The 22,556-nt window shown below is 53.9% G+C and carries 18 protein-coding genes; 9 read left to right on the top strand and 9 right to left on the bottom strand.

The window, feature by feature from the left end; genetic code table 11:
- Positions 1 to 56: 56 nt before the first annotated feature.
- Positions 57 to 950: a hypothetical protein gene (locus KUF73_RS11675; RefSeq protein ID WP_218438187.1), complete on the bottom strand. Its 894-nt coding sequence runs from the start codon at positions 948 to 950 to the stop codon at positions 57 to 59.
- Positions 951 to 1,108: 158 nt separating this feature from the next.
- Between KUF73_RS11675 and KUF73_RS11670 the strand changes: the two genes are divergently transcribed.
- Positions 1,109 to 1,624, top strand: coding sequence for an antitoxin Xre/MbcA/ParS toxin-binding domain-containing protein (locus KUF73_RS11670; protein WP_218438186.1), 516 nt, complete (start codon positions 1,109 to 1,111; stop codon positions 1,622 to 1,624).
- 18 nt (positions 1,625 to 1,642) lie between these two features.
- Here the strand turns inward: KUF73_RS11670 and KUF73_RS11665 are convergent, their stop codons facing one another.
- The 3 genes from KUF73_RS11665 to KUF73_RS31695 all read right to left on the bottom strand — a co-directional run bounded on the left by KUF73_RS11665 (position 1,643) and on the right by KUF73_RS31695 (position 3,310).
- A complete protein-coding gene (locus KUF73_RS11665; protein WP_256345594.1) occupies positions 1,643 to 2,047 on the bottom strand; it encodes a hypothetical protein in 405 nt (134 codons plus the stop codon).
- Positions 2,047 to 2,256, bottom strand: a complete 210-nt coding sequence (locus KUF73_RS11660) for an AbrB/MazE/SpoVT family DNA-binding domain-containing protein (RefSeq protein WP_256345593.1) — start codon at positions 2,254 to 2,256, stop codon at positions 2,047 to 2,049. Before KUF73_RS11660 ends, KUF73_RS11665 begins: the two co-directional genes overlap by 1 nt.
- A 553-nt stretch (positions 2,257 to 2,809) precedes the next feature.
- On the bottom strand, positions 2,810 to 3,310 hold the full coding sequence (locus KUF73_RS31695) for an RNaseH domain-containing protein (protein WP_218438184.1): 501 nt from the start codon (positions 3,308 to 3,310) through the stop codon (positions 2,810 to 2,812).
- 271 nt (positions 3,311 to 3,581) lie between these two features.
- Between KUF73_RS31695 and qatA the strand changes: the two genes are divergently transcribed.
- From qatA to qatD, 4 genes are read left to right on the top strand one after another with little or no spacing between them, the layout of a single operon-like run.
- On the top strand, positions 3,582 to 5,531 hold the full coding sequence (gene qatA / locus KUF73_RS11650; RefSeq protein ID WP_218438183.1) for a Qat anti-phage system ATPase QatA: 1,950 nt from the start codon (positions 3,582 to 3,584) through the stop codon (positions 5,529 to 5,531).
- A gap of 8 nt (positions 5,532 to 5,539) precedes the next feature.
- Positions 5,540 to 6,403, top strand: a complete 864-nt coding sequence (qatB, locus tag KUF73_RS31560) for a Qat anti-phage system associated protein QatB (RefSeq protein WP_305516104.1) — start codon at positions 5,540 to 5,542, stop codon at positions 6,401 to 6,403.
- On the top strand, positions 6,400 to 7,776 hold the full coding sequence (qatC, locus tag KUF73_RS11640; protein WP_218438182.1) for a Qat anti-phage system QueC-like protein QatC: 1,377 nt from the start codon (positions 6,400 to 6,402) through the stop codon (positions 7,774 to 7,776). The genes qatB and qatC overlap by 4 nt, the downstream gene beginning before the upstream one ends.
- Positions 7,773 to 8,540, top strand: coding sequence for a Qat anti-phage system TatD family nuclease QatD (qatD, locus tag KUF73_RS11635; protein WP_218438181.1), 768 nt, complete (start codon positions 7,773 to 7,775; stop codon positions 8,538 to 8,540). Before qatC ends, qatD begins: the two co-directional genes overlap by 4 nt.
- Before the next feature lie 123 nt (positions 8,541 to 8,663).
- On the opposite strand, the gene KUF73_RS11630 is transcribed toward qatD, so the two are convergent.
- Entirely contained in the window at positions 8,664 to 9,704 is a 1,041-nt protein-coding gene (locus tag KUF73_RS11630; protein WP_218438180.1) for an HNH endonuclease, read from the bottom strand.
- Between the two features lie 279 nt (positions 9,705 to 9,983).
- Between KUF73_RS11630 and KUF73_RS11625 the strand changes: the two genes are divergently transcribed.
- Positions 9,984 to 11,888, top strand: a complete 1,905-nt coding sequence (locus tag KUF73_RS11625; RefSeq protein WP_218438179.1) for an ATP-dependent endonuclease — start codon at positions 9,984 to 9,986, stop codon at positions 11,886 to 11,888.
- Between the two features lie 43 nt (positions 11,889 to 11,931).
- On the top strand, positions 11,932 to 13,695 hold the full coding sequence (locus KUF73_RS11620; protein WP_218438178.1) for a UvrD-helicase domain-containing protein: 1,764 nt from the start codon (positions 11,932 to 11,934) through the stop codon (positions 13,693 to 13,695).
- A gap of 50 nt (positions 13,696 to 13,745) precedes the next feature.
- Here KUF73_RS11620 and KUF73_RS11615 read toward each other — a convergent pair whose 3' ends face one another.
- The 3 genes from KUF73_RS11615 to KUF73_RS11605 all read right to left on the bottom strand — a co-directional run bounded on the left by KUF73_RS11615 (position 13,746) and on the right by KUF73_RS11605 (position 17,911).
- Positions 13,746 to 15,350, bottom strand: coding sequence for an LA2681 family HEPN domain-containing protein (locus KUF73_RS11615; RefSeq protein ID WP_218438177.1), 1,605 nt, complete (start codon positions 15,348 to 15,350; stop codon positions 13,746 to 13,748).
- A 261-nt stretch (positions 15,351 to 15,611) separates the two neighbouring features.
- Positions 15,612 to 16,760: a hypothetical protein gene (locus KUF73_RS11610; protein ID WP_218438176.1), complete on the bottom strand. Its 1,149-nt coding sequence runs from the start codon at positions 16,758 to 16,760 to the stop codon at positions 15,612 to 15,614.
- Between the two features lie 203 nt (positions 16,761 to 16,963).
- Entirely contained in the window at positions 16,964 to 17,911 is a 948-nt protein-coding gene (locus tag KUF73_RS11605; RefSeq protein WP_218438175.1) for a site-specific integrase, read from the bottom strand.
- 140 nt (positions 17,912 to 18,051) lie between these two features.
- Here KUF73_RS11605 and KUF73_RS11600 point away from each other — a divergent pair, with 140 nt between their 5' ends.
- Together KUF73_RS11600 and KUF73_RS11595 are read left to right on the top strand one after the other, a co-directional pair.
- On the top strand, positions 18,052 to 19,125 hold the full coding sequence (locus KUF73_RS11600; protein WP_256345585.1) for a DNA-binding protein: 1,074 nt from the start codon (positions 18,052 to 18,054) through the stop codon (positions 19,123 to 19,125).
- A gap of 966 nt (positions 19,126 to 20,091) precedes the next feature.
- Positions 20,092 to 20,595, top strand: a complete 504-nt coding sequence (locus tag KUF73_RS11595; RefSeq protein ID WP_218438174.1) for a hypothetical protein — start codon at positions 20,092 to 20,094, stop codon at positions 20,593 to 20,595.
- A 572-nt stretch (positions 20,596 to 21,167) separates the two neighbouring features.
- Here the strand turns inward: KUF73_RS11595 and KUF73_RS11590 are convergent.
- A complete protein-coding gene (locus tag KUF73_RS11590) occupies positions 21,168 to 22,166 on the bottom strand; it encodes an integrase (RefSeq protein ID WP_256345583.1) in 999 nt (332 codons plus the stop codon).
- Positions 22,167 to 22,556: the final 390 nt, after the last annotated feature.

Below are 22,556 nucleotides of genomic sequence, written 5' to 3'. Positions count from 1 at the left end.
CCAAATTAACGCTATCATCGTTATCGCACTCTCCGGGCTATTAGCGCGCCTTACCGTCAAATTAATGCCAAATCAACATCGGGAAGGAGAACCTGGGCAAACCAGGCCGGTAAGCCAACCTCCAGCCTTTGGAGGTTCGATGGCGGGCTCACCACGATATCGAGGTTAAGCAGCCGGTTAAGCTGGTCACTCGCTATTTTGGGCGGAAGACCCGTAAAGGTTATGAATACGCTGCGAGGTAGTGTGCCTTGTATCAGCAACGCTAGGAGCGCCGGCATCGTTTTTAGGCTAACGCCTGCTTCCGTCAATCGCGGGTTTGTTCTGTACGCATGGGCAACAGACCGACGAAGCTGGTGACGATTTAGAGCGGTAGTCATGTAATCCACTTCTTGATGGCAGACATCAAGCATGAGCTCAATGAAGCCGAGAAAGGCTTTGTCAGATAGCTGGACACCACCGGCAACCTGTAAATCTTGAGTGCTATCAGTCGTGTTCAGGGCGGCGTGATACTCCTCTTGCCTACGGGCCAAGCCGCGAGAAAGTGACCAGAGTTGAGAATGTAACCGGAGCTGAGCCAAATGCTGGTGAGCAATTATTCTCGCCACAACCCCATTCCCAGCTGGAGTTTGTAGAAGGCGATAGTGGTGGGCTAGCGCCGCTACGATACGTCGACGAAGCTCTGGTACCTTCTCCAGCGTGGAATGCTGGTTCGCTGAGTTCAGTGCATTCTTCAGAACTTCTGGCTTTGTGTGGTACTCGTCGATGACCCTTGAATAATGGGCGTCAGAGTCCATCAACAATTTGCTCAAGCACGCTGCGGTTTCAGGCGCGACCATGCCGGCTAGGTACGCTGTCTTCGTTACAAGCAAGTCTGCGCTCGCCAGCATTGACGGAGGAATGGAGTCGGGAAGGGCCGGGTTTGAGACATTCATGGCGCTGACACTATCCATGCTTGGAGCGCTTGTCATGCAACAACTGTAGATTTCTAAAACGAGCTTAGAGGTGCATAGCGTTTCGAGGGAGGTCACGAAAGCTCACAAGCTAGGATGAACTAACTACCTCTCGATACCATGTTCTCCTGGGGCGGACAGATCCTACGTGGCGAGGAATGAGGATATCGCTGATTCGGGCCACTTGGCCCGGCTCGGTGGTAGGTTTTCAGGTGGAGGTGAAAGTGCTGTCATCGATCAAGGAATACCAACCAGTGCCTCAGATCCCACAGAGCATTTGGATGATCCTCGGGCTGCCGTCACGCGGCACCAGGCTTCATGACCTGGTTCGCGAAGGACTGCCTTTCGAGTACCTCGAGCGGATAGCGAGAGTTCTGCAAATGCAGCGAGTGGATATCTCCAAGGCTATTTGTGTATCTCCCTCAACGATGGCGCGAAGGGCGAAAGCAGCACGATTCAGCGCTTTAGAAAGCGACCGCCTGATCGCATTGGTAGCTGTCTTTCAGGAAGCCCTTTCCCTGTTCGAAAACGATGTCGCCGCTGCAGCGAAATGGATTAGTACGCCGGTTCGTGGGCTTGGTTCGAAGCGTCCTCTGGATATGATGAGGACGAGTGTGGAAACGGAGGCCGTCATCGACCTTATCGGTCGACTGGAGAGGGCGATACTCGTGTGAGTTTCGTCAGGCCAGGGTTTAACGCATCTCTCTATGTGCTGCGAGATGCTGCATCTCCCGCTCCCATAGTCGTAAAAAACGACGCCAATCTCCCGCATAGCTACCCTGCCGTAGACGGGTAGATCCAGTACTCGCTTCTTGGAACCGAGTCTTCCACGGTTCCGGTATGTGCTCGTCAAGCACGACTACAAAGTGGGATCCGCTGACTCCCTCGATCTCGGTTTCTGGAACAAGTTCACGTAGCTCATCAACCGACATGTCGACTGCATCGCCAATGGGGTCATCTCGATCTTGTTGCTCAATTTCATCAAGAATCGCAAGGTACTGAATCGCTCGATCAGATCCAGGCTGCAGCCTTTCTAAATCCCACAAGGCGTAGCGTCGTTTCCTTTCGCGTTGCCAGAGACGATTCGCGTCAATCATCATAATTGTCCGCTATTCCAGGTCTCAGTGAGTTCGTCTATTCGATCCACGATTTGAGGCGTTTTTGAGAGGACAAGGCAGCGCGTGTTGCCGACAAATTCTTCTATCAAGTACACAGCATCGCCGACATCCAGTTCGAGCTCCTGCAATACCTCATCGGGAATTCGAATCGCACCGTCACCATCCCAATCTTCGATCATGATTTTCATAGGTGGCTTTCTCACGTGTGGTCTCCATTGCTTTAAGTCAACAATGGTACCGTGCTTTTGCGTACAGGCTCAGAGCGCAGCGAGTAAACGCTCGAGCTGCTCATGCTCCCTGGTACTCAATAGTTCGACAGGATCGGCTCCGTCGCGCTGCCAGAGCTCGAGTGTACCGACTCTACCATCAGGCGACCTGCAGTACTCGCAGTAGTCCAGGGTGTCACAGTCATTGAAGAGGGTAAGTCGCCAGCCATCAATTTCCACGGGCATGAGACCGTGGTAGATCTCATTCCATGACTGAATGGTGCTTCGCATCATGATGCGTTTGCCGAGTGCGACATCCGTCAGCACTTGGCTAACCTCGCCGGCGGGGAGAAGAGGGGTTGTGTTCAAAGTATTCTGCGCACGTGACATTAACAACTAAATGGATCGCTTCCGGATTACGGACTTAAACTGAGACTTGCCTCGGCGGTAGACGACTCGTTGCCATAGCAGCAGCGCCACGCATCCGTGAGTGGTGCGATGCACGGAGAGAGTACAGATGTACTCCGTTGGCGCTTTAGGCAAATGAGCTTCTCTGCGCTTCGAAGTACGGATGGTCAACCGCTATTTTCTCGCCAAGATGCATCGGGCTGGGCAATCGGATGTACCAGTCCCAGAGGGGAGCATGCCGGCACAGCAGGCCGATCCCTTCCGCTACGACGGCGTCACTTCCGAAAACCCCCGACTTGAGCACAACCAGCTCAGTCACGCCAAGTTGATGCCATGGTTTATCGAGCCATTCATCAGCGATGTACCGGTTGGCATTGCGATGCGACGACTCCTTGTTGTGGTGCCTGGATGGGGACACTAAGTAGTGAACGTGGCCATCGTCCTCCGCTCGGTACAGGCCAATGTGATTTCCGACATGCGCCGGCGCATCAGGGGATTTCGAATGGTTAGCTGTCACCAGCGCACTGTTAGCGTCGCAACGAACTCTGACTATGGCTGCGTCATCCGGTACGGGGGCAGGTCGCCAGCGGGCGTGTTTTGCAGTCCCTTGTAGATTCGAGAGAGTCATTTCTCCAGCAGACGATCAAAGGTTGTCCCTGGATCTGTCTTGGTGCAAGTAACGCTTGATTGACCAGGCGCACCCTGCTGACTCAAAGACCATTGTTACGTAATCACCTCAGCAACGATGTGGATGAATGGCGTATTGACATCGGTGCGTGTGCTTGGCCTACTCGCGGCATAAATTTCATACCTGTAACCGTGATGTGAGTACGGGCGCTTTCCGGCGCTGAGTTCACGCTTGTGGTTTAATCTCAAATGCTAGGAAGGGAGTTCTCTGCATGTTCCTGAACGACCAGGAAACAGCCACTGACCTGCTGTATTACACCCCAATTGCCAAAACAGTGGAGCGCCTACTTCGCGAATCACGCGGAGCTCCGGTAACCATTGGTGTGCACGGTGATTGGGGGGCGGGTAAATCCAGTGTCCTGAAGATGACCCAGCAACTCCTCAATGCTGATGAGCGCGTATGTTGTATCTGGTTCAACGGGTGGACATTCGAAGGCTTTGAGGATGCGAAAACTGTCGTTATCCAGACCATTGTCGATGAACTGCGCCGCGCTCGCCCTAACTCCACAAAGGTCGCTGATGCTGCGAAGAAGGTGTTGCGGCGCGTTGATTGGTTCAAGCTGGCCAAGCAAGCAGGAGGGCTTGGGCTTACCGCGTTGACCGGCCTCCCCAGCATTGACCAGCTAAAAGGGGCCGTGGAGTCGATTTCCGCCTTTGTGCAGAACCCGGGCGACCACCTGAGCATTGAAAGCCTCACGGGCCTTGCTGAGAAGGCTGGGGGCTTCATAAAGGATGCTGAAACCGAATCTGAGCAACTTCCCGAGCACATGCATCAGTTCCGGGCCGAGTTCGAAGAGCTTCTAACAGCCGCTGACATTGACCAGTTGGTGGTCATCGTGGATGACCTGGATCGATGCCTGCCCAAGACAGCCATTGCCACGCTTGAGGCCATCCGCCTCTTCCTCTTCGTCAATCGGACAGCATTCGTGGTAGGTGCTGATGAGGCCATGATCGAGTACGCGGTGCGCGAGCACTTCCCAGACCTACCTCAGGGCACCGGGCCAGTGACCTATGCACGTAACTACCTCGAAAAACTCATTCAGGTACCGTTCCGCATCCCGGCCCTGGGGCTGGCAGAAACCCGTAGTTACATCACGTTGCTCCAGCTCGAGAGCTTCGTCAAAACGGATGACGATCGATTCAAGACGCTCTTGAACACCGCGCAGCAGGACATGCTCCGGCCCTGGAAGAGCACAGGCCTCGACCGCAAGGCTGTAGCTGGTGCGTTCGGTAACCCGCTTCCCGAATTTGCCCAGGAAGCGTTGGATACCAGTGCCTTGCTGGCCCGGATCTTGAGTGAGGGTACCCGCGGCAACCCCCGGCAGATCAAACGCTTCCTGAACTCAATGATGCTGCGCTACGCCATCGCCGAGGCTCGTGGGTTTGTTGAGGATATCCGGCGTCCAATACTTGCGAAAATCATGCTGGCTGAGCGTTTCCACCCTGATTTTTACGAGCAACTTGCTCGAATCGCGAGCCTGGATGCGGACGGCGCGGTACCGGCCATCGCTGAACTGGAAAAGCGGGCCAAGAAGTCCAAGGGAGCCGCCTCAGAGCCGGATGAGGGGAAAAGTTCTGGCAAGCTCAAGGCAGTGGCCAATTCTGGCGATGTGAACGATTGGGAGAAGAGCGATTGGATCAGCAACTGGGCGGCGATCGACCCCGCGCTAACCGGAGTTGATCTGCGCCCCTACATTTTCGTGACTCGCGATAAGCGCAGCTCCTTGATGGGGCAGGTCGTAGTGAGTCATCTCGAGGCGCTCGTCGACAAGCTAATGGGCCCACCATTACTGATCCGGCAAGCGTCCACGAAGAAAGAAATTGTGGGATTGGCTGAGGTTGATGCCGAGAATGTTTTTGACGCACTCCGCGATCAGATAATCCAGGCGGACGATTTTTCGGATCAACCCAAAGGTGTCGCGGGGTTGATCGAGCTTGTCAAACAACGCCCCGTGCTGCAGAAACGCCTGGTCGAATTTATCCGATCTCTGCCCACGCCAAAACTCGGGATGTGGGCTCCCGCCCCATGGCATGAGTGCCTCAAGGATACAAATGCTATACAGGGTCTCGATGCAATTCTGAGAGGTTGGAGTCAGCAGATCGAGAACGAGAATCTTCAGAATGCAGCTAAGCGCGTACTTACGCTTAGCGGGAAATCATAAGGATTGATATGGGTACCTCCAAAGGATATGGAGGCCCGAGCTCCGGCTTGGTGCCCTCCTGGATTGATGATGTAGCGCAGCCAGCCGCCCCGGCCGCTCAACCGAACGGGCCAAGCCAAGCAAATCCATCTCAGTCCGGTTCTACGCCATCTCAGCCAGGCTCAGCTCCGTCAGGGCCGGTGAACAATGACGGCACTGGCTCACTTCGAGGGGCTCGCAGCAGCTTCACCCGGTTCGCCCGCACTGGAAGCCCCAGCGATTTGGGGAATGCCCTGTCTTCCTATGTGCGTAAAGGCGTAGGGGGATCATCGAGAGGCGCGCGCCGCATGGGGACATCTCGCGCTACTGCGGCAAAGCTGCTCAGCATCTTCGGAGATGTTCAGCGCAACGGGGCAGCGGAAACACTGCGGCGGTTGCAGCTCACCGTGGCGCCAGGGCAACCGGCATCCCAGGTGCTGCTCACACTGCTTGAGTTTATCTGCCCGCCTGGCGGCGCGATTGACGAAGGTGTTGCTCGCCAGGCCGCACTGAATACGATCGCCGAACTGGACGAGGCAGGCAGCGGTAGCTTCGAGGACATGACTCAAGCTGATCGGCAGAACTTCTTCCTCGACTTCGTAGCGAATTCGATTGAGAGCATGATCATGGCGGACTTGGGTGGTAGGGGCATCACCATGCCAGATGATGTGGAAGCGGTTGAACGCATCCAGTCTCAGCTGAGTTCGTTCATCACGGGTTGTACGCGGGGTCAGCTCGCCAACCGGCTGGAGCAATGGCCGGCGCCCACAGACCAAGAGGTCAATCAGGTTACGTCTGCGATCTATGAGGCGGCATTCGATCTTATCGCGAGTGCAGCGGAGGGGCTGGAATGAGGCACCACAGCATTATCTGCCGGCTCGGCGAAACGGATGACCAGGATCTAGCGCTGCTGGAGCCAGGTAGTGTCATCACCAATATCCAATTCCTCGACGGACACGGACGGCTGCAGTTCGGGATCGGCCAAGCCATCGAGCAATTAGCTGACCTGGGACTTAGCCCAGGAGAGACTGCCGTCGACCTGGCACTGTTGGCGGCGACCCTTACTGCGGCGGACACCAGAATCTCACGAGACACCGAATCGGAGAATTCCTGGACGAGGGAGATCGACCTCTACGTCCCCGTCGCAGATCCCGCAGTATGGACAGCAACGTCCGACTTGCTGGCCTCGACCTTGAAATTCCTCACTGGTGATCGCTGGCGCCTGGTCTTCCGCGAGCGGCCCACAGATATCGATGAGCTATCTCGCGCTCCGGAGAGCTTGAGAACAGATGAGTCGGACAGCGTCTGCCTGTTCTCAGGGGGGATGGACAGCTTCATTGGGGCGATCGATCTACTCAGTGGCGGCGGCAAACCATTGCTTGTGAGCCATTACTGGGACACCAACAGCACCAGCACCTATCAGAACGACTGCCGGGCAGCGCTGCAGGAGAGGTTTTCCGAGACGTCGATCAACCACGTCCAGGCCCGTGTGGGGTTCCCGCACGATCTCGTGGAGGGGGGAGGTAGTGAAGATACGCTTCGAGCGCGCTCATTCCTGTTCTTCGCGCTGGCGGCCATGGCCGCGGAAGCGATCGGCGACTCGATCACCATCCATGTGCCTGAAAATGGCCTGATCTCTCTGAACGTTCCCCTGGATCCGCGCCGCCTGGGTGCATGTAGCACGCGCACGACTCATCCATACTACATGGCGCGGGTGAATGAGCTTTTCGGTCGTTTGGGCCTGAGCACGAGGCTATTCAACATGTTCAGCCATCTCACCAAGGGCCAGATGGCAGAGCAGTGCTCTGACCCTGAGTTCCTAGCGGATCATGTGCATCTCACGATGTCGTGCTCCTCGCCAGGAAAGGCAAGGTACCATCCCGACCCCTCGAATCGATCACCCAAGCACTGCGGGTTCTGCGTCCCCTGTATTATCAGGCGGGCAGCAATTCATCGTGGGTGCGGGCCGGATCAAACCCGATATGTCATCCCGGATCTACATGCGCAAACGCTGGACACGAACAAATCTGATGGCGAACATGTGCGCTCTTTCCAGCTGGCCATCGCGCGCCTCAAACGTACGCCACACCGCGCCAAATTCGCAATTCATGAGCCCGGGCCTTTGATCGACCATCCTGACAGCTTGGATGACTTCGAACAGGTTTATCGAGATGGACTGCTGGAAGTCGACAATTACCTCGAGGGTGTGACAGCCATACCACTATGAAACCGCAGAAGAGCTCGATTCCAAAGTGGGTGGATTTCCACTGCCACCTTGACCTCTATCCCGATCACGAGCGTCTCATCGTGGAGTGCGATCAGGCAGAGGTCGCTACCTTGGCCGTGACTACTACACCGAAAGCATGGCGGCGCAATCGTGAGCTTGCGGCCTCGGCTCGGCATGTCCGGGTGGCATTGGGGCTACATCCCCAACTGGTGGCAGAGCGTGAATCGGAGCTGCCACTCCTGGAGCGCCTGCTTGAGGAGACTCGATACGTTGGAGAGGTGGGGCTTGATGCCGGGCCCCAGTTCTATCGAAGCTTTGAGGCCCAGGAGCGGGTGTTCAAGAGGGTGCTCGAGGCTTGCTCGGAGCAGGGCGGGAAGATCCTCACTGTCCACAGCGTACGCAGTGTGGGAAAAGTGCTGTCCCATATCGAGCGCCTACTTCCAACTGACCGGGGAACGGTGGTGCTTCACTGGTTCACCGGCTCCGCTAGCGAGGCCAGGCGGGCTGTGGAGCTTGGATGCTATTTCTCGATCAACTCGCAGATGCTGAGCTCCGCCAGGCATCGCAACCTTGTCGCCTCGCTGCCATCTGACCGGCTTCTCACCGAGACCGATGGCCCGTTCGTGCAAATCGAAGGACGGCCAACCAGGCCTGCTACCGATATCCCCAAAACGGTACAGGCGCTGGCGCTGCTTCGAGAGCAATCGCCAGAGCAAGCTGCAGCCCAAATCATTAGTAATCTGCGAGATCTAGTACGTACCTAGTATTAGGTTTGAATGCCTTGCCAGGCAGCGTCTAGGTCTACGAGCTCGTTTTACTACGGCCCGGTCTTCACTCCGAGGAGTTGCGCTTCGACGCGCGAAACTCGCCGCCTGAAAACTGAGAATCTAATCAGCAGTGTTCTCCTGCCCAGGCCCTCCAGAGGATTTGTCGCTGTACTGAAGCAGGATGCTGAGTTTTTCTCCACGCACCCGGTCAGGTGAGTTGAAGTGCTTCTCCTGATAGTCGGATGGGCCAAATACTCGGAAATGCTCATCAGGCAGGAACACGGGCGCGTAGACGAAATCCTTACGATGGCCACACTCGTCAGGCAGGGGAATCACAATCTGGTACTGGAAATTCCCGTACTGAAATATGAACTGATACCTATATGTCGATTCTTGAAACGCCTCTCTCACCTTGGCAACGATGCAGGTGATTTTGTTTGGATTGACGCCTCCGCTTATCCCCCACTCGATAACCGGCACGGAGCCACTCAAGCCAGGCTTATGGTTTTTACTCAGAAGCCAGGGTTTCAGGTAATCGAATTGGCGGTGGTCATCGTCTGGCATCATGGCCAATGCCATTTTGATGAGCATCTTGTGAATGGCGGTCGGGTAGTAGGGTTGGCGCACAACCTGGAAACGGAGTTGATTCTTGCCCTCGACCTCCAACGCATCGACTCCACCTTTATCACCGACACAGATGACTAGGTTGGATTGGTCGACAGCCGAAACCTCTAAGTCTGGGGCTTTGTACTTTGGGATGCCATTGCGCCCCCGGATTCGCTGAAATGGACGGTGAGGGTGGGTGTAGGCTGCGAAGCTGTTTTCAAGATGATCCCCGAAGTGGTGATTGCACTGATCACACTCCAGATCATCGATAATCGTCTTGTTCCCCAGAAAAATGGGTATGGCATGCGACTCTTCGCGGAAGGTCGTGGATCTCTCGTCTTTCCCGCAATACCGACACACTTTCGGTTGCTTGTGCCCCAGCCTGCGTTTCAGCTGAGTGGGAGAGAACACGTTGAACACATGGAGAACGTAGCGCTCAGTCAGCTCTCTGCCTCGCTTTTCGTTGAACTCAATGAATTTTTCGATCACGCCGCGTGGCTCCACTGAAAATTGAGCAGCACCCTGGTGAGGGTCGTTCTTTGGAGGTTCGGCCACACCTGAGCCGCACCATTTGAGGATGTTAAATGATACCGCTCTGCCGGCATCACGCGTAGAGCGGCGCTAATGTGCCCCAGAGATTCTGTGGATTGGCAGGCTTGCGTGCGCTTTTGTCCGCTTCAACTGGAAGCTAAAGCCCCATCTACAGGTAGGCCCTGATAGCCAACCGGTGTAACGTATTGCCACTATTCAGCTAGGAGTCGTTCATCGAGGCCTAGCGCCATCTAGGCGCGGCCTCTGCTCGCCACCGGATGACTCCAGATAGAAGGGATTCTCATGTATCTACGCGCGTTGGACGTTAGAGGTTTCAAGTGCTTTGGCGAACCCTTCACTATCGAATTTCACGATGGGCTGAACGTGTTGGTGGGCGAAAACGGCGCGGGCAAGACCGGTGTAATCAGCGCGGTGCGTCAGCTCTTCAATGACTCGGAGTCGGGCAAACGAATCATCGGTGAGCACGATTTCTACAAGGGTTTTGAGGCAGGTGCTTTCGCCTCGGAGGAGCTCCAGATCCAGGCCACGTTTTCCGACCTGGATGATAAGGATGCCACTGCCTTTGATGAGTGGTGCGGGAACTATGATGAAGCGAAGCTCACCTTCATTGCCAAAAACCAAGAGTCACGTGGACGCTTCAAGTATCACACTTATGGCGGTCACGAATTCACCCAGCCCTTAGATCCTGAAACACTCGACTTGATTCACTGTGTTTATCTGCCGCCACTACGCGACGCAGAGAGCAAGCTCCGAGAGGGGCGCCAATCACGTTTGTCCAGACTGTTGAAGGCCCTATGTCGGAAAGAGCTGGACGCTGCCAGAAAGGCCGGTACTCAAACTGCGCTGGAGCAGCGCGTTGGCGACTTCAACCGCGAGCTTTCTCAGAGCGACGACTTTGCTATCAAACTGGCCAACCAACGCATCGGTGAAAGCCTGAAGGCCGCGCTCGGAATGCATCTGTCCCAAAGCACGTTGATCCAATTCTCCGAGGTGAGCTTCTCCCGTATCGTTGAAGGATTGAGACTACTTTACTTCCCCGACCTCACAAATGCCGACCCCACCCAGTTCCGATCTCTGGGGGAGAACAGCCTGGGGTACAACAACCTATTGTACATCGCATCCATCCTAGCGGAGCTCGTCCTCGAGGTAGAGGAGGGTCGTGGTGAAGAGACCTACCTGCGGCTGCTGCTCATCGAGGAACCGGAGGCGCACCTACACCCGCAGCTCCAACTACGGTTGCTACGACACCTCAAAACAGAGGCGGAAGCTCGAGGTATCCAGGTCATCATCACAACCCACTCAACTGTGATTTCGGCTGCGGTGTCTGTGGAGCACCTGATTCACCTCTCCAATGAAGGCATGCCAACAGCCGTTCCTCTGAGAAAAACAGGGCTTCCTGAGCAGAGCCGGCGTTTTGTAGATCGCTGGCTCGACGTCACCAAGTCAAATCTTCTTTTCTCAAAAGGCGCGATCCTCGTCGAAGGAATTGCCGAGGCAATCGTTGTCCCCGAGCTGGCTAGGATCGTCTTGCATGCTCAAGGGAAGGGCAGGGACTCTTTGGACGATTACGGCGTGTCCGTCATCAACCTTGGCGGTATCTATTTCAAGCATTTCATGCAGCTGTTCTGCGATGTCACGGGCGCCCAGCCTGGTGGTAATGTGCCTATCAGGTGCGCCGGACTCACGGACAATGACCCTCCCAAATCTTTCTCGACCATTGACGATGGCGAAGGCGGGGAAAAACAAGTTCCATTCCTTCCGCATGCCGAAGATCACCGGCTGGGAAACAATCCGGCATTGGAGCTTCAGGGGCAGATCAATCAGTCTCAATTCGCTCGGTTGTTCGCCGGCAAGTACAAGACCTTCGAGTACGATATTGCGCTGGAGGGCGGCAACCTCACGACCATGTTGAATGTGGCAGCAGATCTCTGGCCCGTTCAGGATGGCAAGGTGGCCGGGAATTTGAGGGAAGATGCAAAACGGGATTTCGCCTCCATGTCCTCTGCTGACAAAGCCCCTTTTGCTGGCGCTTTGCTCGCCAGGCTCGACTCCGAAGAGATTGGCAAGGGGTTGTACGCCCAAGCGCTCGCGGATGCGCTCTTGGCGCGCCCAGCTGATTTCGTCGTGCCGGAGTACATCCGACTGGCTATCCTTTGGGCCTGTGGACTGGAAGTGGGACAGGCATGATCGCTCGAGTTGCTGAAGAAACCCCACGCAGGGTGCTCCCCCAATGAACTTCACCCAGGAGCAGTTGGATTATCTCGCCTCACCGCTCGACAGGCACGTTTACCTCAAGGCCTGCCCGGGCAGCGGAAAGACGGAAGTGGTTGCCGCGATGGTGGCCAGAATTGTCCAAGAATGGTCTCGTTCACCATCGGGCATCGCAGTGCTGACGTTCTCCAACAGTGCCACGGACGAACTCAGGAGCAGGGTTCATCGGTACCTGGGGGAGCCGATCGGCAAACCTCATCTAATCGCTACGTTCGACAGCTTTGTGCTGAACCGGCTGGTGGCGAGCATTGCCAGTGAGATGACTGGATATACCGGCAAGGAGGGTGACTTTCGCATTCGGATTCTGGACAAAGCAGCAAACATCTATCGCACGCGAAATAGCATTTGCGATCGTTGGATCTCTGCGTGCAAATACGACTACGACCTTGGAACGACCAAGTTCGTATTTTCCACTGGCGAACGCGGCCTCGATAAGCAACTGAACGCCGAAACCCTTAATCAGGTTACCTTCGAAGATCTCATTGCCACTAAGAAGCGGCTGTGGCGAGGAGGTTTTGCCACCTTTGGTGACATCGACATGCTTGCCCTGAAGGCATTCAAGGATAGGAAATTCGACCCCTATTTTTCGCGGATCGCGCGCCGGTTTCCTCTGGTCATCGTGGACGAATGCCAGGATCTCTCTGCAGAGCAACTGCGAATCGTGGAGCATCTCGCACGGTTCGGTATGGCGTTCCATTTCGTGGGTGATCTGAACCAGTCAATCTATGGCTTTCGCAAGTCGAACCCTGAGAATGTCACCGACCTCATGATCAAGCTGAAATTCGCCCCGTATGAGCTCAAGGCGAACTGGCGGAGTGGACAGGTCATAGTCGATGTGTGTACCAACATCCTTGGCGGCGAAGGGATCAGGGGCAATGCAGATATTGCTTCCCTGCAACCACGGATACTCGAATATGAAGTGTGTCCCTCTGAGCTGCTGCCTACGATTCGCACCATGACACAGGGGTACACCAAAGTGGTACTGGTGGCCCGGGGTCATACGACCCTGCAGCGTTTGCGTAATGGTGAGACCTTCGAAGGCATCGAACTATTGGCAGTCGCGTGCATCAGCGCCAGCACAGGTAACCTCAAGGACATCAAGCAAAGCCTGAGGACGTTTGCAAAGTGGCTGGCCGACAAACTCCAGCTGCAGGTCACCAAGGTCGGCCCCTATTGCCCCATTGTCATGGAGTCCAAGCTTTTTTGGCGGAAGTTCCTCCATGAAAGCCTGAAATTCATGGTCGCTAATGGTGCTGGCAAGTCCGATCAGACCTGGTCTGCTTGGGTGCGCACGGCGAAGCTGGCGATCCGACAGCTCCCAGATCAGCCTTTCGTACCTGCGGAGTTACGAGAGGAGCTGGATGCCCTGAAAGATTTGAACCTTGTGGCTCGCAAGGGGCAGGGTGACAAGCCTGTCTCCGTGCGAGTGGTGAGCCAAGAGGTGCTGGAGGGGCCACCGGACACGTTGCGCTACGAAACAATTCACCAGGTGAAAGGCGAAACTCACGATGTCACCGTGGTGGTTTCATCACAACAGCCCGGGGTTCATCAGTCCCATTGGCAAGACTGGTTGCGGGATCGCGGATCAGAAGCAGCGAGGTTCGCTTATGTGGCGAGCTCCAGGCCCCAGCATATGCTGATATGGGCGGTGAAAAAGCTCAAAGCAGAGGATCGACCTGTGCTGGCGCAGTTGGGGTTCGAGGTGCCGCAACCACCTCGCTAAAACCTTCCCCACAGAAGACACCGATACAAGCGGGGCAGCCGGCAGTGCCGTCAGGTTTTCAGATCGTCTGGATAATCCCGCACCTGGAACTGGACAACCAACTCATCCCGGTCATGTTTCGCCTGAGACTCTTCGAAATGCATGGCCAGACAGAGATAGATCAGGGCGGCGCGAGACTGCTTCAGCATGAGCAGTGTCTTGGCTGCAAGATCGTCTCTATCGAGCACGTATGCCAAATGATCCTTCCAGAGCTCTGACGGCTCACCAATCCAATGGCAGCAATCGACGACCTTGGCGTACTTGTGCTCGAGGTGATTTCTCAAGTCATCGAGCGCCTGCGCGTCAGGTCGAGCCACATCCTTGAGCACCTTAGAGTAGATGTCCTGGGATACCCAATACAACGCGCGAAGTGGAAGGTTGGGCGTGGATCTGAACTCATCGCGAACAACCCGTGGCTCAATCGGCCGGCTATTCTTGCCCAGCTTGAACCAGACAGCCCGAAAGCCCACAGAGTGCTGGGGTATGCCCAGCTTCCAGTAAGCGTTGATGAAGTAGGCGACTTTATCCAGGAGCGAGTAGGCGCTGCGATAGGCAGTCTTGATCTGTTCGAGCCCAATGCCATAGAGCGCGTAGTCACAGTTGAAAGCCAAAGACAAGCCCTTGTCAGCCATATGCGCTGGCTTTGCATACTCGCCTTGGTAAAGGCAATGACGAGCGAAGCCATATTCCTGCTTGAGCTGGTTAAAAAAGCCGAGATAGGTAATCCCGACTTGAGCATCATGATCTGGCAAACTCATAACGTCGTAAGCGGCGACGGGTAAGGCTCCCAGGTCATTCATGGGATTGAGGAAAAGCTCTGACTCAAGACACCACTGGCGGTAACGGCGCTCCTCCTTCGAAGTGCCCAAGCTGTTCTCAAACAACTCAGCGTCATCTTCGTCGTCAACTTCCTCTACAAGCCTAGCGTGGTGCAGCTTGAAAAACTCGATGGCCTCGGGATATGTGGCGCCATCGCGACCCACACCACCTGCAATCGCAGCTTCCAACTTGCGCCGCGCGTGCACAAGAAGCCAGTAGGTGTGACCAGGGTCATATAGCGCTCTGCCGTACTGCGCCAAGCCTATACCGAGGTTGCCGAGGGCCATACCCAGAATCGGATTGTCGACCAAGGCGTTACGCCATTCGGTCAGTGCCTCGATCCACCGCCCGCATGCCTTAAGCGCGTTGCCTAGATTGCAATGGATTTTGGCCCGGAGCATTGGTGCCAGCTGTTTGAAGCCTTCGTGCTGAATCGCGGCCCGTAGGAAAAAAAGCTGTTCCAGCAGAGTAGGATGGTCAAGAGTGTCATCCTCCCATGACTGAACTTCAAATCTCCTCAGCAGTCCCCAAGCGTTAGAGCACGAGTAATGAATAAGGCACGTGTCTTCCGGTTCGACGCGGGCCGCTATCGCCTCAGCTAGCTGGGTCGCTTGCCGTAAAATGCTTTCATCACCGGCATCACCAGCAGCGTCGATCAATGCTTCATAAAGGTGTCGAAGGCGAGGAGGAGAGTCCGGACTGTCGATCTGTTCAGTTAATGCCTGCAGCAGGTGATGTCGGTCTTTTACTTCGGGTTCGTATCCCTGCTGTGCATAACGGTGGGCGAAATCTTCCATGATTGATCACTGCTATCGAGAATCTGATCAGCTTAACTTCCCTGAAGCCATTCCGCGCCCCCTAATTCACTTCAAGCAGTACCGGATTGCTCGACATCAATGCTTAACGGGAGGGCATAGGGATCATGACCAGTCGCCGTGCCGACTGGCTCAAAACCACCATCGCCGTCGCTCGTTTTTCGTTGCGTAACACGGTAGGACGATTACCCTGCTGATGCTGTCAGCATTTTTTCTAGTGATTATCGAACCTACAGAGAAAAGTCAAAACATTTTAGGAAGCAGAATCTGAAGTTGAAGAACTACAAACGAAACAAAGAAGACACCGCTCATGAGGTACAGCGCCATTAGGATTAGTCGACGAATCGGATGCATCGAGTTCTGCCAAAATGCAATCGTTTGAGCAAACGCTAAAGCCCCTGTGTGATCTGAAAACAAGTGATCTAACCCTTCAGCTTCGTAGCGAATGTTTACGGAGCTTCGACTCGGGAGGTTGGAAGAAATGTTGAGAGGGCATCTGCGCCAATCCAATACCAGATCCCCAACCTTCAATTTTGGATTACCTTGAATGTCGTACTCGTTGAGAGCGCGAATAGTCAGGCGGCGCATCAAGGGTCGGTTGCCCTCGTAGCTGCGCTGTGGCGTGAACTCCCGCAAGTCAGATGAGTGATCGCCTTTCCGCCAGATGGTGACCTTAAGCAAATTGCGATATTCGAAAAGGGCACGCTCAATATGAGCACAGGCGTAACTGTCGAATCCGGCGAATGCTGGCACTCCATATCCGGACATGATCACGATAGCCGTCTTGTCTTCGGTCATTTGCCCATCTAGCAGGTCAGGATGTGGCCACCAATCACGCTTGCTCCACCACCGTCGTAACTCATCCTCCACCAAGGTGCGAAGCCAGGCACTAGATTGGTTTGCGAGTAGTCCAGGTTTTGAGGAGAGGGCTTGTTTTAATAAAAGAGGGCACCAGATTTCATACCAAAGCACAGCTACTAAGTAGGTCAGCCCCGCCAGTAGAAGCCACCCGAATGTGGCGGCTGTGTCTCCAGTCTCACCGTGTAAACCGGGAGCAGCTTGGTAAAATGCGCTAACCAATCCTCCAAAAGCTGCAAATCGGACTGCAGTGGTAGTCTTTAGCTGAGACCAGAAGATCCAACCTGTCCGCTGCCTCAACCAGTGATACCGAACCTCCTGCCTAGTGGAGCGCTGATCAGCTAGAGTGTTTTTGTACATGTCTTGAGCTGGGAACTCGTCGAAATACCATGCCAAAGGATTCTTCTCTCGGAATCTGGCAGCACGCTCCCGTCTGCGGTAAGCCCTTACCATGGCGTAGTATTGTTCTGCTGTTTGATAGGGGTGGTCAGATTGTTCCTTGTCTTCAACATTGTTGCCATCAACTTCAGGCATACGCATTCCCTCTTCATCAAAATGACGGATTCTATCTGGTCTTCCTATGTCAAAAATGGTTGGAAAGCGGAGCGCGCAGACCAGGAAGGTCGGAGGGCGAGAGGATGGAAGCTCGCAGGGCCACGCCTCGTCGATAGACAGGTCGTGGTTTACGACAGTCGTCCACGACGGGGCACGGCCCAAAACGATATTGAAAGACGACCTTAAAGGATTTCCACTTTAGGCGCTGACGACTTCAACGCAAGGCCGCCAAAAGAGGAGCCCGCATCAACGTACCTCAGCGCTGACTTGATGTCCTTCCAGCCAACATAGCTCATCAGAGACTTGATATCCCAACCATTAGCGGAAGCCCATGTGGCAAACCCGCGCCGCATTGAGTGGCTACTGTAGATGTCCGATGGCACACCTGCCTGAGTGAAGATACGACGGAGCATCGGGATCAAGCTGTTGGAATTGATGCCCTCATCAGCAAGGTTGCCCCAGCGGTCGATCTTTCTGAAAACAGGCCCATGGGCAATGCCGGCCACGGTGATCCAGTTGATGTAAGCCTGGACTGGACACAGTTTCTTAAGGGCAGGGGTGTGGAACGCCGTCCCTTGGTGCTGTCGATCACCTTTGGTGTAAGGCAGATAGAACGTAATGCCGGCGCCGGCTTCTGCCTGAGTATGCTCGACTTGGAGTCGTGCCAGCTCGTCTCCGCGAAACCCCCGCCAGAATCCGATCAACACCAGGGCAATGTCGCGTCGACATTTCATCACGCTTCGGTAGTCATTCCGCTCAGCCGCAAGACTCGCTTCGCGTTCAAGCCAGCTCACTGCCAGCTCTAGGTGGTTCAGGAGGAGAGGGGCCGCCTGTTTTTCTTGGGCTGGATGCAATGTCCTTATGCCTTTAAGCATCTGCCGCACGTTCGGCGTTTTTGTTGGATCTGGAAATCCCTGCGTGATGTGCCACTGAGCTAGGGCAGCTAGACGCTGCTTTAGTGTGCTGATGGTGTGCTTATCCGCGTACTCGGCCAGGTAACGCACGATGCCATCGCCAGTCGCCGGCAGAAAGCCTCCCCAGGTCACTTCGAAATGCTCTACGGCGGCGCGGTAACTACGCCGGGTGTTATCCCGGGTACCGGCCTGCAGGTACCGATCAGCCTTGTTCATCTCGACCCTTCTACGCGAAACGTAATTTTTCCAGTGATGGAAATACAAAAATTAGCTTTATGATGCGATAAGCCTCCATTATTTGATCATAGAAATTCGATTTATGTGACTACATTTTTTGTCTAATGTAAGATGTAATTATGTATTACGTTTTACACTACGAAATCGTAGGAGATGTCATGGCACGCGGCGGTATCAACAAGGCAATCGTTCAAAAAGCGCGGGATGCGCTGATTGCACGTGGTGTAAACCCCAGCATCAACGCAGTGCGGGTCGAGCTTGGAAATACAGGCTCGATGACCACCATCGCCCGGTATCTAGGCGAACTTGGAAAAGGGGGGCCGCTGCCAAAGGAGCGCCGCGAACGCTTGAGTGATGAGCTCAGTAGGCTGGTTGGCCAATTGTTGGATCGCTTGCTCGAGGAAGGCGCCGAAGAAGTAGCCGAGGCTCGAACCGAGCTCGATAAGCACCGAGCTTCCGTGAATGAACAGCTAGCGCAAACTCAAGCCGCCTTAGCGGATTTGCAGCGCCAGCACGGCAACCTTCAGGCAGCGTTCGACGTCCAGGCAAGTGAATTGAGTACATGCCAAAGCAGCTTGCAATCCGAGCTCACTCGCAACGCGCGCCTAAGTCAAAGTTGTGCTGACCTGGAAGTGCGGGTGAACGAGAAAGACGAGCAAATTCGCTCGCTGGAAGAAAAGCACCTGCATGCTCGTGATGCACTCGAGCACTACCGCACGGCAGTGAAAGATCAGCGTGAACAAGAACAGCGCCGTCATGAAGGCCAGCTCCAACAAATCCAGGTTGAGCACCGTCAGTTGCAACAGACACTTTCGGTGAAACAGGATGAGCTCAGCCGCTTGAATCGAGACAACGAACGACTGCTCAGTGACTCCCGACAGCAGACCAAGATAATGACCACCCAAGACGCCACCATTGCGCGGCTCACAGGTGATCTCAATGCCTTGGCCATCGCGTCAGCTAGAGAAGAGGGGGCTAAAGAGCAGCTTATCGATCAACTCGCTAACTCCCGCGAAGAATCAGCCTCCCTACGTGAATCTGTCACTCAGGCCGATACACGAGCCAAAAATGCACAGTCGCTTCTGGAAACGACTCAGCATGAGCTCGACCAGCTCCAGCAAAAACTGAAGCAACTTCAACACGAAAAGAAACAATCACAGAGTGAGCGAGCTGATGATCAACGCCAAGAGTGATATGCATCTAAATGAACCACGCGCATCCGGATTTCGGGACGCGCTTCAGAAACTTAGAGAGTATGCGGTTGCTGGACATCTACAGCAACGGGTAGAGCCGCGCTCCGGAGAGTGTTATTCGAAAAGTAAGGCTGTGACGAGCTGTGCATGAGAAAACCTGACAATCAGCGTGCTTTTTGAGTAAGGGCATGCAACGAGGCGGGGCACCTGACCGAGAGTTTTTGTTGCAGATGCGAGACAAGTCTGTAGGCAGAAAATTTGCGTGAAGTTGAAGTTGAAGTTGAAGTTGATGTTGAAAGGGCACCGCCCAGCGTCAGGAAAGGAGTCGCGAGGCGTTACTTACTACGTGTCATACCTGCATCTCTGCGCTTGTCACGAATCTGGCGATCCTGATTCCGCGAGCGCGGCCGTTCACCCCCACCAGGCTTCGGACGTTCACATTTTTGTCGATAGGGCGTCGATCAGTCATCTGAAAGCGCAACAGTAGTTTGGGCATGTTTATGGCTGTTTTTTGAGCTCTCACCATATACGACGAATCACACATATTAAAATGCAATAACAAACCACACCCTTAATAATTAAATACTCAAAACTAGGCGGGGGTTTCTGACAATATAACTATATTGTTTTAGGTCTCAAAGCAAAGATTAAATTGGAAATATTGCCTGACTGGCAATTGATTACAAAATAACAGCCAGCACTAACGACTATCTCACCATCTAACCTATTGATTTGTCTCTACTAGCACACACCCATAAAACATTTACTACGAATTGACAACACGCCGATTGAAAAAAACTACGGACTAGCGAAATCTCCCCTCGTTACGCGCTGGAAACGTAATTTAACTATTTCGCCCTTTTACTAAGCTCTTGAAGTTGAAATCCGCACCTTGACTCTTCAGGAAAAAATCCTAGGCTAGTGATCTGGAGTAAGAAACTGCTATTCGAACTAGAGGAAACAAGAATGAATAAGAAAAATCAAGTTCGCTCATTAAACGGTGGCATACCCCTAAGTAGAATCCCGTACAAGCTCAACCAGCTCCCGTTCAAGCCAGTTGTCACACTCGCGGTCGATAAATTAACTCAAAGTGTTATCAGTTTCTCAATTCAGGAAGCACCGATCGCTAAAAACTTTCAGATTCAGACTCGGCGACTGAAAGCCATGCCTACCAAGTATGTTCGGAATTCTTTGGGACGCCACTTAGCTGGTAACCGACTCTACCTCAGCGTTGACAGTTCGCTTGAGCTCAGTAATGCCAGCTTTTTGAAAGCAATGAAAGATCATGGTTTGCATCCAAAGCATGCTGGGGATAGTAGAGTAGTTCTAAATAGCGAAATCGAGCGCATTCTGAAAAACGTATTTTTGATCCTATCACAGTCCCTCCGCGGACATCCCCGACCATCGCCTAAAAATCCTCCGCTTGTTGAACTGTGGCGTCAGCGCGGCCACCGCTTCCCTCGGAATTAGTATAGATAGTATTGAAGGTGCTCATGTGTTCAGCACTCCAAGCAGTAGGGCTGAGCACGTGAATCGAACATCAGTAATTAGTACTTATCCGTACCTATGTAGAGTCGATGGTAGTGAATGCTCTGCTGAGGGGAACCTGAAGTCCAATTCAGAGTTAGCATTTTTGCTGAGTGGGACGACATAATGGTTCACCGTAAAAAATTGGTCGTCTGCTGAACAACAACGACGGGGCTTTATCTGCTATTGAGGTTCCACGCTTATCCCTGGCGCGTGGAGAGAAGTGTTATATAATACGTTTGTGACAGTCGAACTAATCGTCTGACGGCCGTGCGCCTTCCGGCAAGGTTGTGATCTTCTAATCATTGCCAGCGTTAGTTTCGGGAATACATCTCTCTTTGCTAAGTAGTTGATATTCTATCCGACACAGATTCCTGAAAAAAACGACCCGGAATGGCGAAAATGAACACCTATCCCTCGTATAACATCCTTGGCTCAATCTAGTAGAGCGAGGACTTGCCTCTTTTTAGGCTGATAGCCAAGGAACGGGTGAGGGTGCCTGCAGCAAAATATGCCTAGGCCTCACCGATCAAGCGGCTCGACACCATGGCTGCAGTCATTCGCCGGATGTTTTCAGACGCTTGGGAGATAGTAGGTTTTTCTGAGGCCTGCGCCATGTCCGCAAGTTTCTCCCTGATCGCGCAAGTCATGCGCCAGAGGGCCCTTAGGTCGTAGGCGCCGGCCGTGTTCTCCTTGGGAAACAGGCTTAAAGCAGGCAATGGCTGCTTGGCATCTATATTTAGGTAAGAAAGGTACCGCTCGAATACCCAGCCAAACGCCGGCGGCAACGGGGTTGAAACGCCAGTTTTGGGGTGCGTTTCCAACCAGATGCCTTGAGTATTTCGACTGAACTGATTTACACACCCAGGACTTGAAGCGTCACCCAGCACTTGCCACATGTGGCGGGCAGAGTACCGCGCTATCGTCAGGTACATCGCAATCAGGTGAGAGTGATGGGTGCTTAGCGGAAGACTCGGGAGTATCCATTCCATGACTTCGTCCGAGATGCTGCCTCGGGACACTGATACCTTGAAAACTAGGGATTCGAGCTTTTCTAAAGCAATATTTTCCCGATTAGCGGACACGTCCTTGAGGTAAAAATCCATGAATTGCGTGATGCATCGAATCTCGCGTTTCCACACGTTCTCGTCGATTTCGTTGGAGGAATCAGCGGCACGGTCGCTTTGGAAGAGCTTCCAGTTCGGGTTGATCGGCCAATCTCGGAAGTCCATGGCAGGGCTTCCCTGGAATCGGGCTTGTTTCCCAGGAGAGACCCAGTCGCTAGGTGGGCTTCGGATAAAGTCCGAGTAGTTCTCGAAGTCCGTACGCGTCCAATCGAGCAAATAGAGATCGCTTGCGAAGCTCCAGTTGAGCATCTTTTCCAGACCATGGATGCAGATGTTGTACTTCCGGTGGGGATTCAGTGAACTCCAATTGTGAGCGCTCCAATTGATGAACCGGTCGACGTACCAGGTACTAATGAAGGGATGACTCAACGGGCTGACTTCGCTCAAGCGAGCTGAGACTTGGAGATTGCCAGGGAAACTGGTTTCGCGATTAGGTCGCCAGTGACTGTATGGAGGAAAGATCGGGAACGGGATGAATGGCCGCGTCATAGATAAACTCGCGAGCTAAAATTGTAGTGGTGAATCTACGTTAAGCAGACGTACTTCGCACTAGCCAGTCTTGGGAGCGTGAGAAACGGAATCGGAGTTTCGTGACAGAGCTATCTAAGGGAGGGCGTGAGGATGGGACGGCAAGAGCCTGATTTTTTGGGAACCGGAGTTTTGTGGAAAAGCAACCGGGGGTTGGTGGAAATGAACACCTTTATAAAGGTTCCGCCCTGACACATCATTTAACATAATATACATTATGCGCACCCATGGGGTTCACCGTGGGGGTCG

The sequence above is a fragment of the Pseudomonas sp. PD9R genome (genome assembly GCF_019200975.1).
In the GTDB taxonomy this organism is placed as follows: Bacteria; Pseudomonadota; Gammaproteobacteria; order Pseudomonadales; family Pseudomonadaceae; genus Aquipseudomonas.
This window is presented reverse-complemented; position numbering and strand designations above follow the sequence as displayed.

Bases quoted from the DNA above. Each gene is read 5' to 3' on its own strand.
- KUF73_RS31695 (WP_218438184.1), bottom strand. From the start codon at position 3,310: ATGACTCTCTCGAATCTACAAGGGACTGCAAAACACGCCCGCTGGCGA.
- qatC (WP_218438182.1), top strand. From the start codon at position 6,400: ATGAGGCACCACAGCATTATCTGCCGGCTCGGCGAAACGGATGACCAG.
- KUF73_RS11620 (WP_218438178.1), top strand. From the start codon at position 11,932: ATGAACTTCACCCAGGAGCAGTTGGATTATCTCGCCTCACCGCTCGAC.
- qatD (WP_218438181.1), top strand. From the start codon at position 7,773: ATGAAACCGCAGAAGAGCTCGATTCCAAAGTGGGTGGATTTCCACTGC.
- KUF73_RS11615 (WP_218438177.1), bottom strand. From the start codon at position 15,350: ATGGAAGATTTCGCCCACCGTTATGCACAGCAGGGATACGAACCCGAA.
- qatA (WP_218438183.1), top strand. From the start codon at position 3,582: ATGTTCCTGAACGACCAGGAAACAGCCACTGACCTGCTGTATTACACC.
- KUF73_RS11625 (WP_218438179.1), top strand. From the start codon at position 9,984: ATGTATCTACGCGCGTTGGACGTTAGAGGTTTCAAGTGCTTTGGCGAA.
- KUF73_RS11675 (WP_218438187.1), bottom strand. From the start codon at position 950: ATGGATAGTGTCAGCGCCATGAATGTCTCAAACCCGGCCCTTCCCGAC.
- KUF73_RS11595 (WP_218438174.1), top strand. From the start codon at position 20,092: ATGAATAAGAAAAATCAAGTTCGCTCATTAAACGGTGGCATACCCCTA.
- KUF73_RS11670 (WP_218438186.1), top strand. From the start codon at position 1,109: ATGAGGATATCGCTGATTCGGGCCACTTGGCCCGGCTCGGTGGTAGGT.
- KUF73_RS11605 (WP_218438175.1), bottom strand. From the start codon at position 17,911: ATGAACAAGGCTGATCGGTACCTGCAGGCCGGTACCCGGGATAACACC.
- KUF73_RS11665 (WP_256345594.1), bottom strand. From the start codon at position 2,047: ATGATTGACGCGAATCGTCTCTGGCAACGCGAAAGGAAACGACGCTAC.
- KUF73_RS11660 (WP_256345593.1), bottom strand. From the start codon at position 2,256: ATGAAAATCATGATCGAAGATTGGGATGGTGACGGTGCGATTCGAATT.
- KUF73_RS11610 (WP_218438176.1), bottom strand. From the start codon at position 16,760: ATGCCTGAAGTTGATGGCAACAATGTTGAAGACAAGGAACAATCTGAC.
- KUF73_RS11600 (WP_256345585.1), top strand. From the start codon at position 18,052: ATGTATTACGTTTTACACTACGAAATCGTAGGAGATGTCATGGCACGC.
- qatB (WP_305516104.1), top strand. From the start codon at position 5,540: ATGGGTACCTCCAAAGGATATGGAGGCCCGAGCTCCGGCTTGGTGCCC.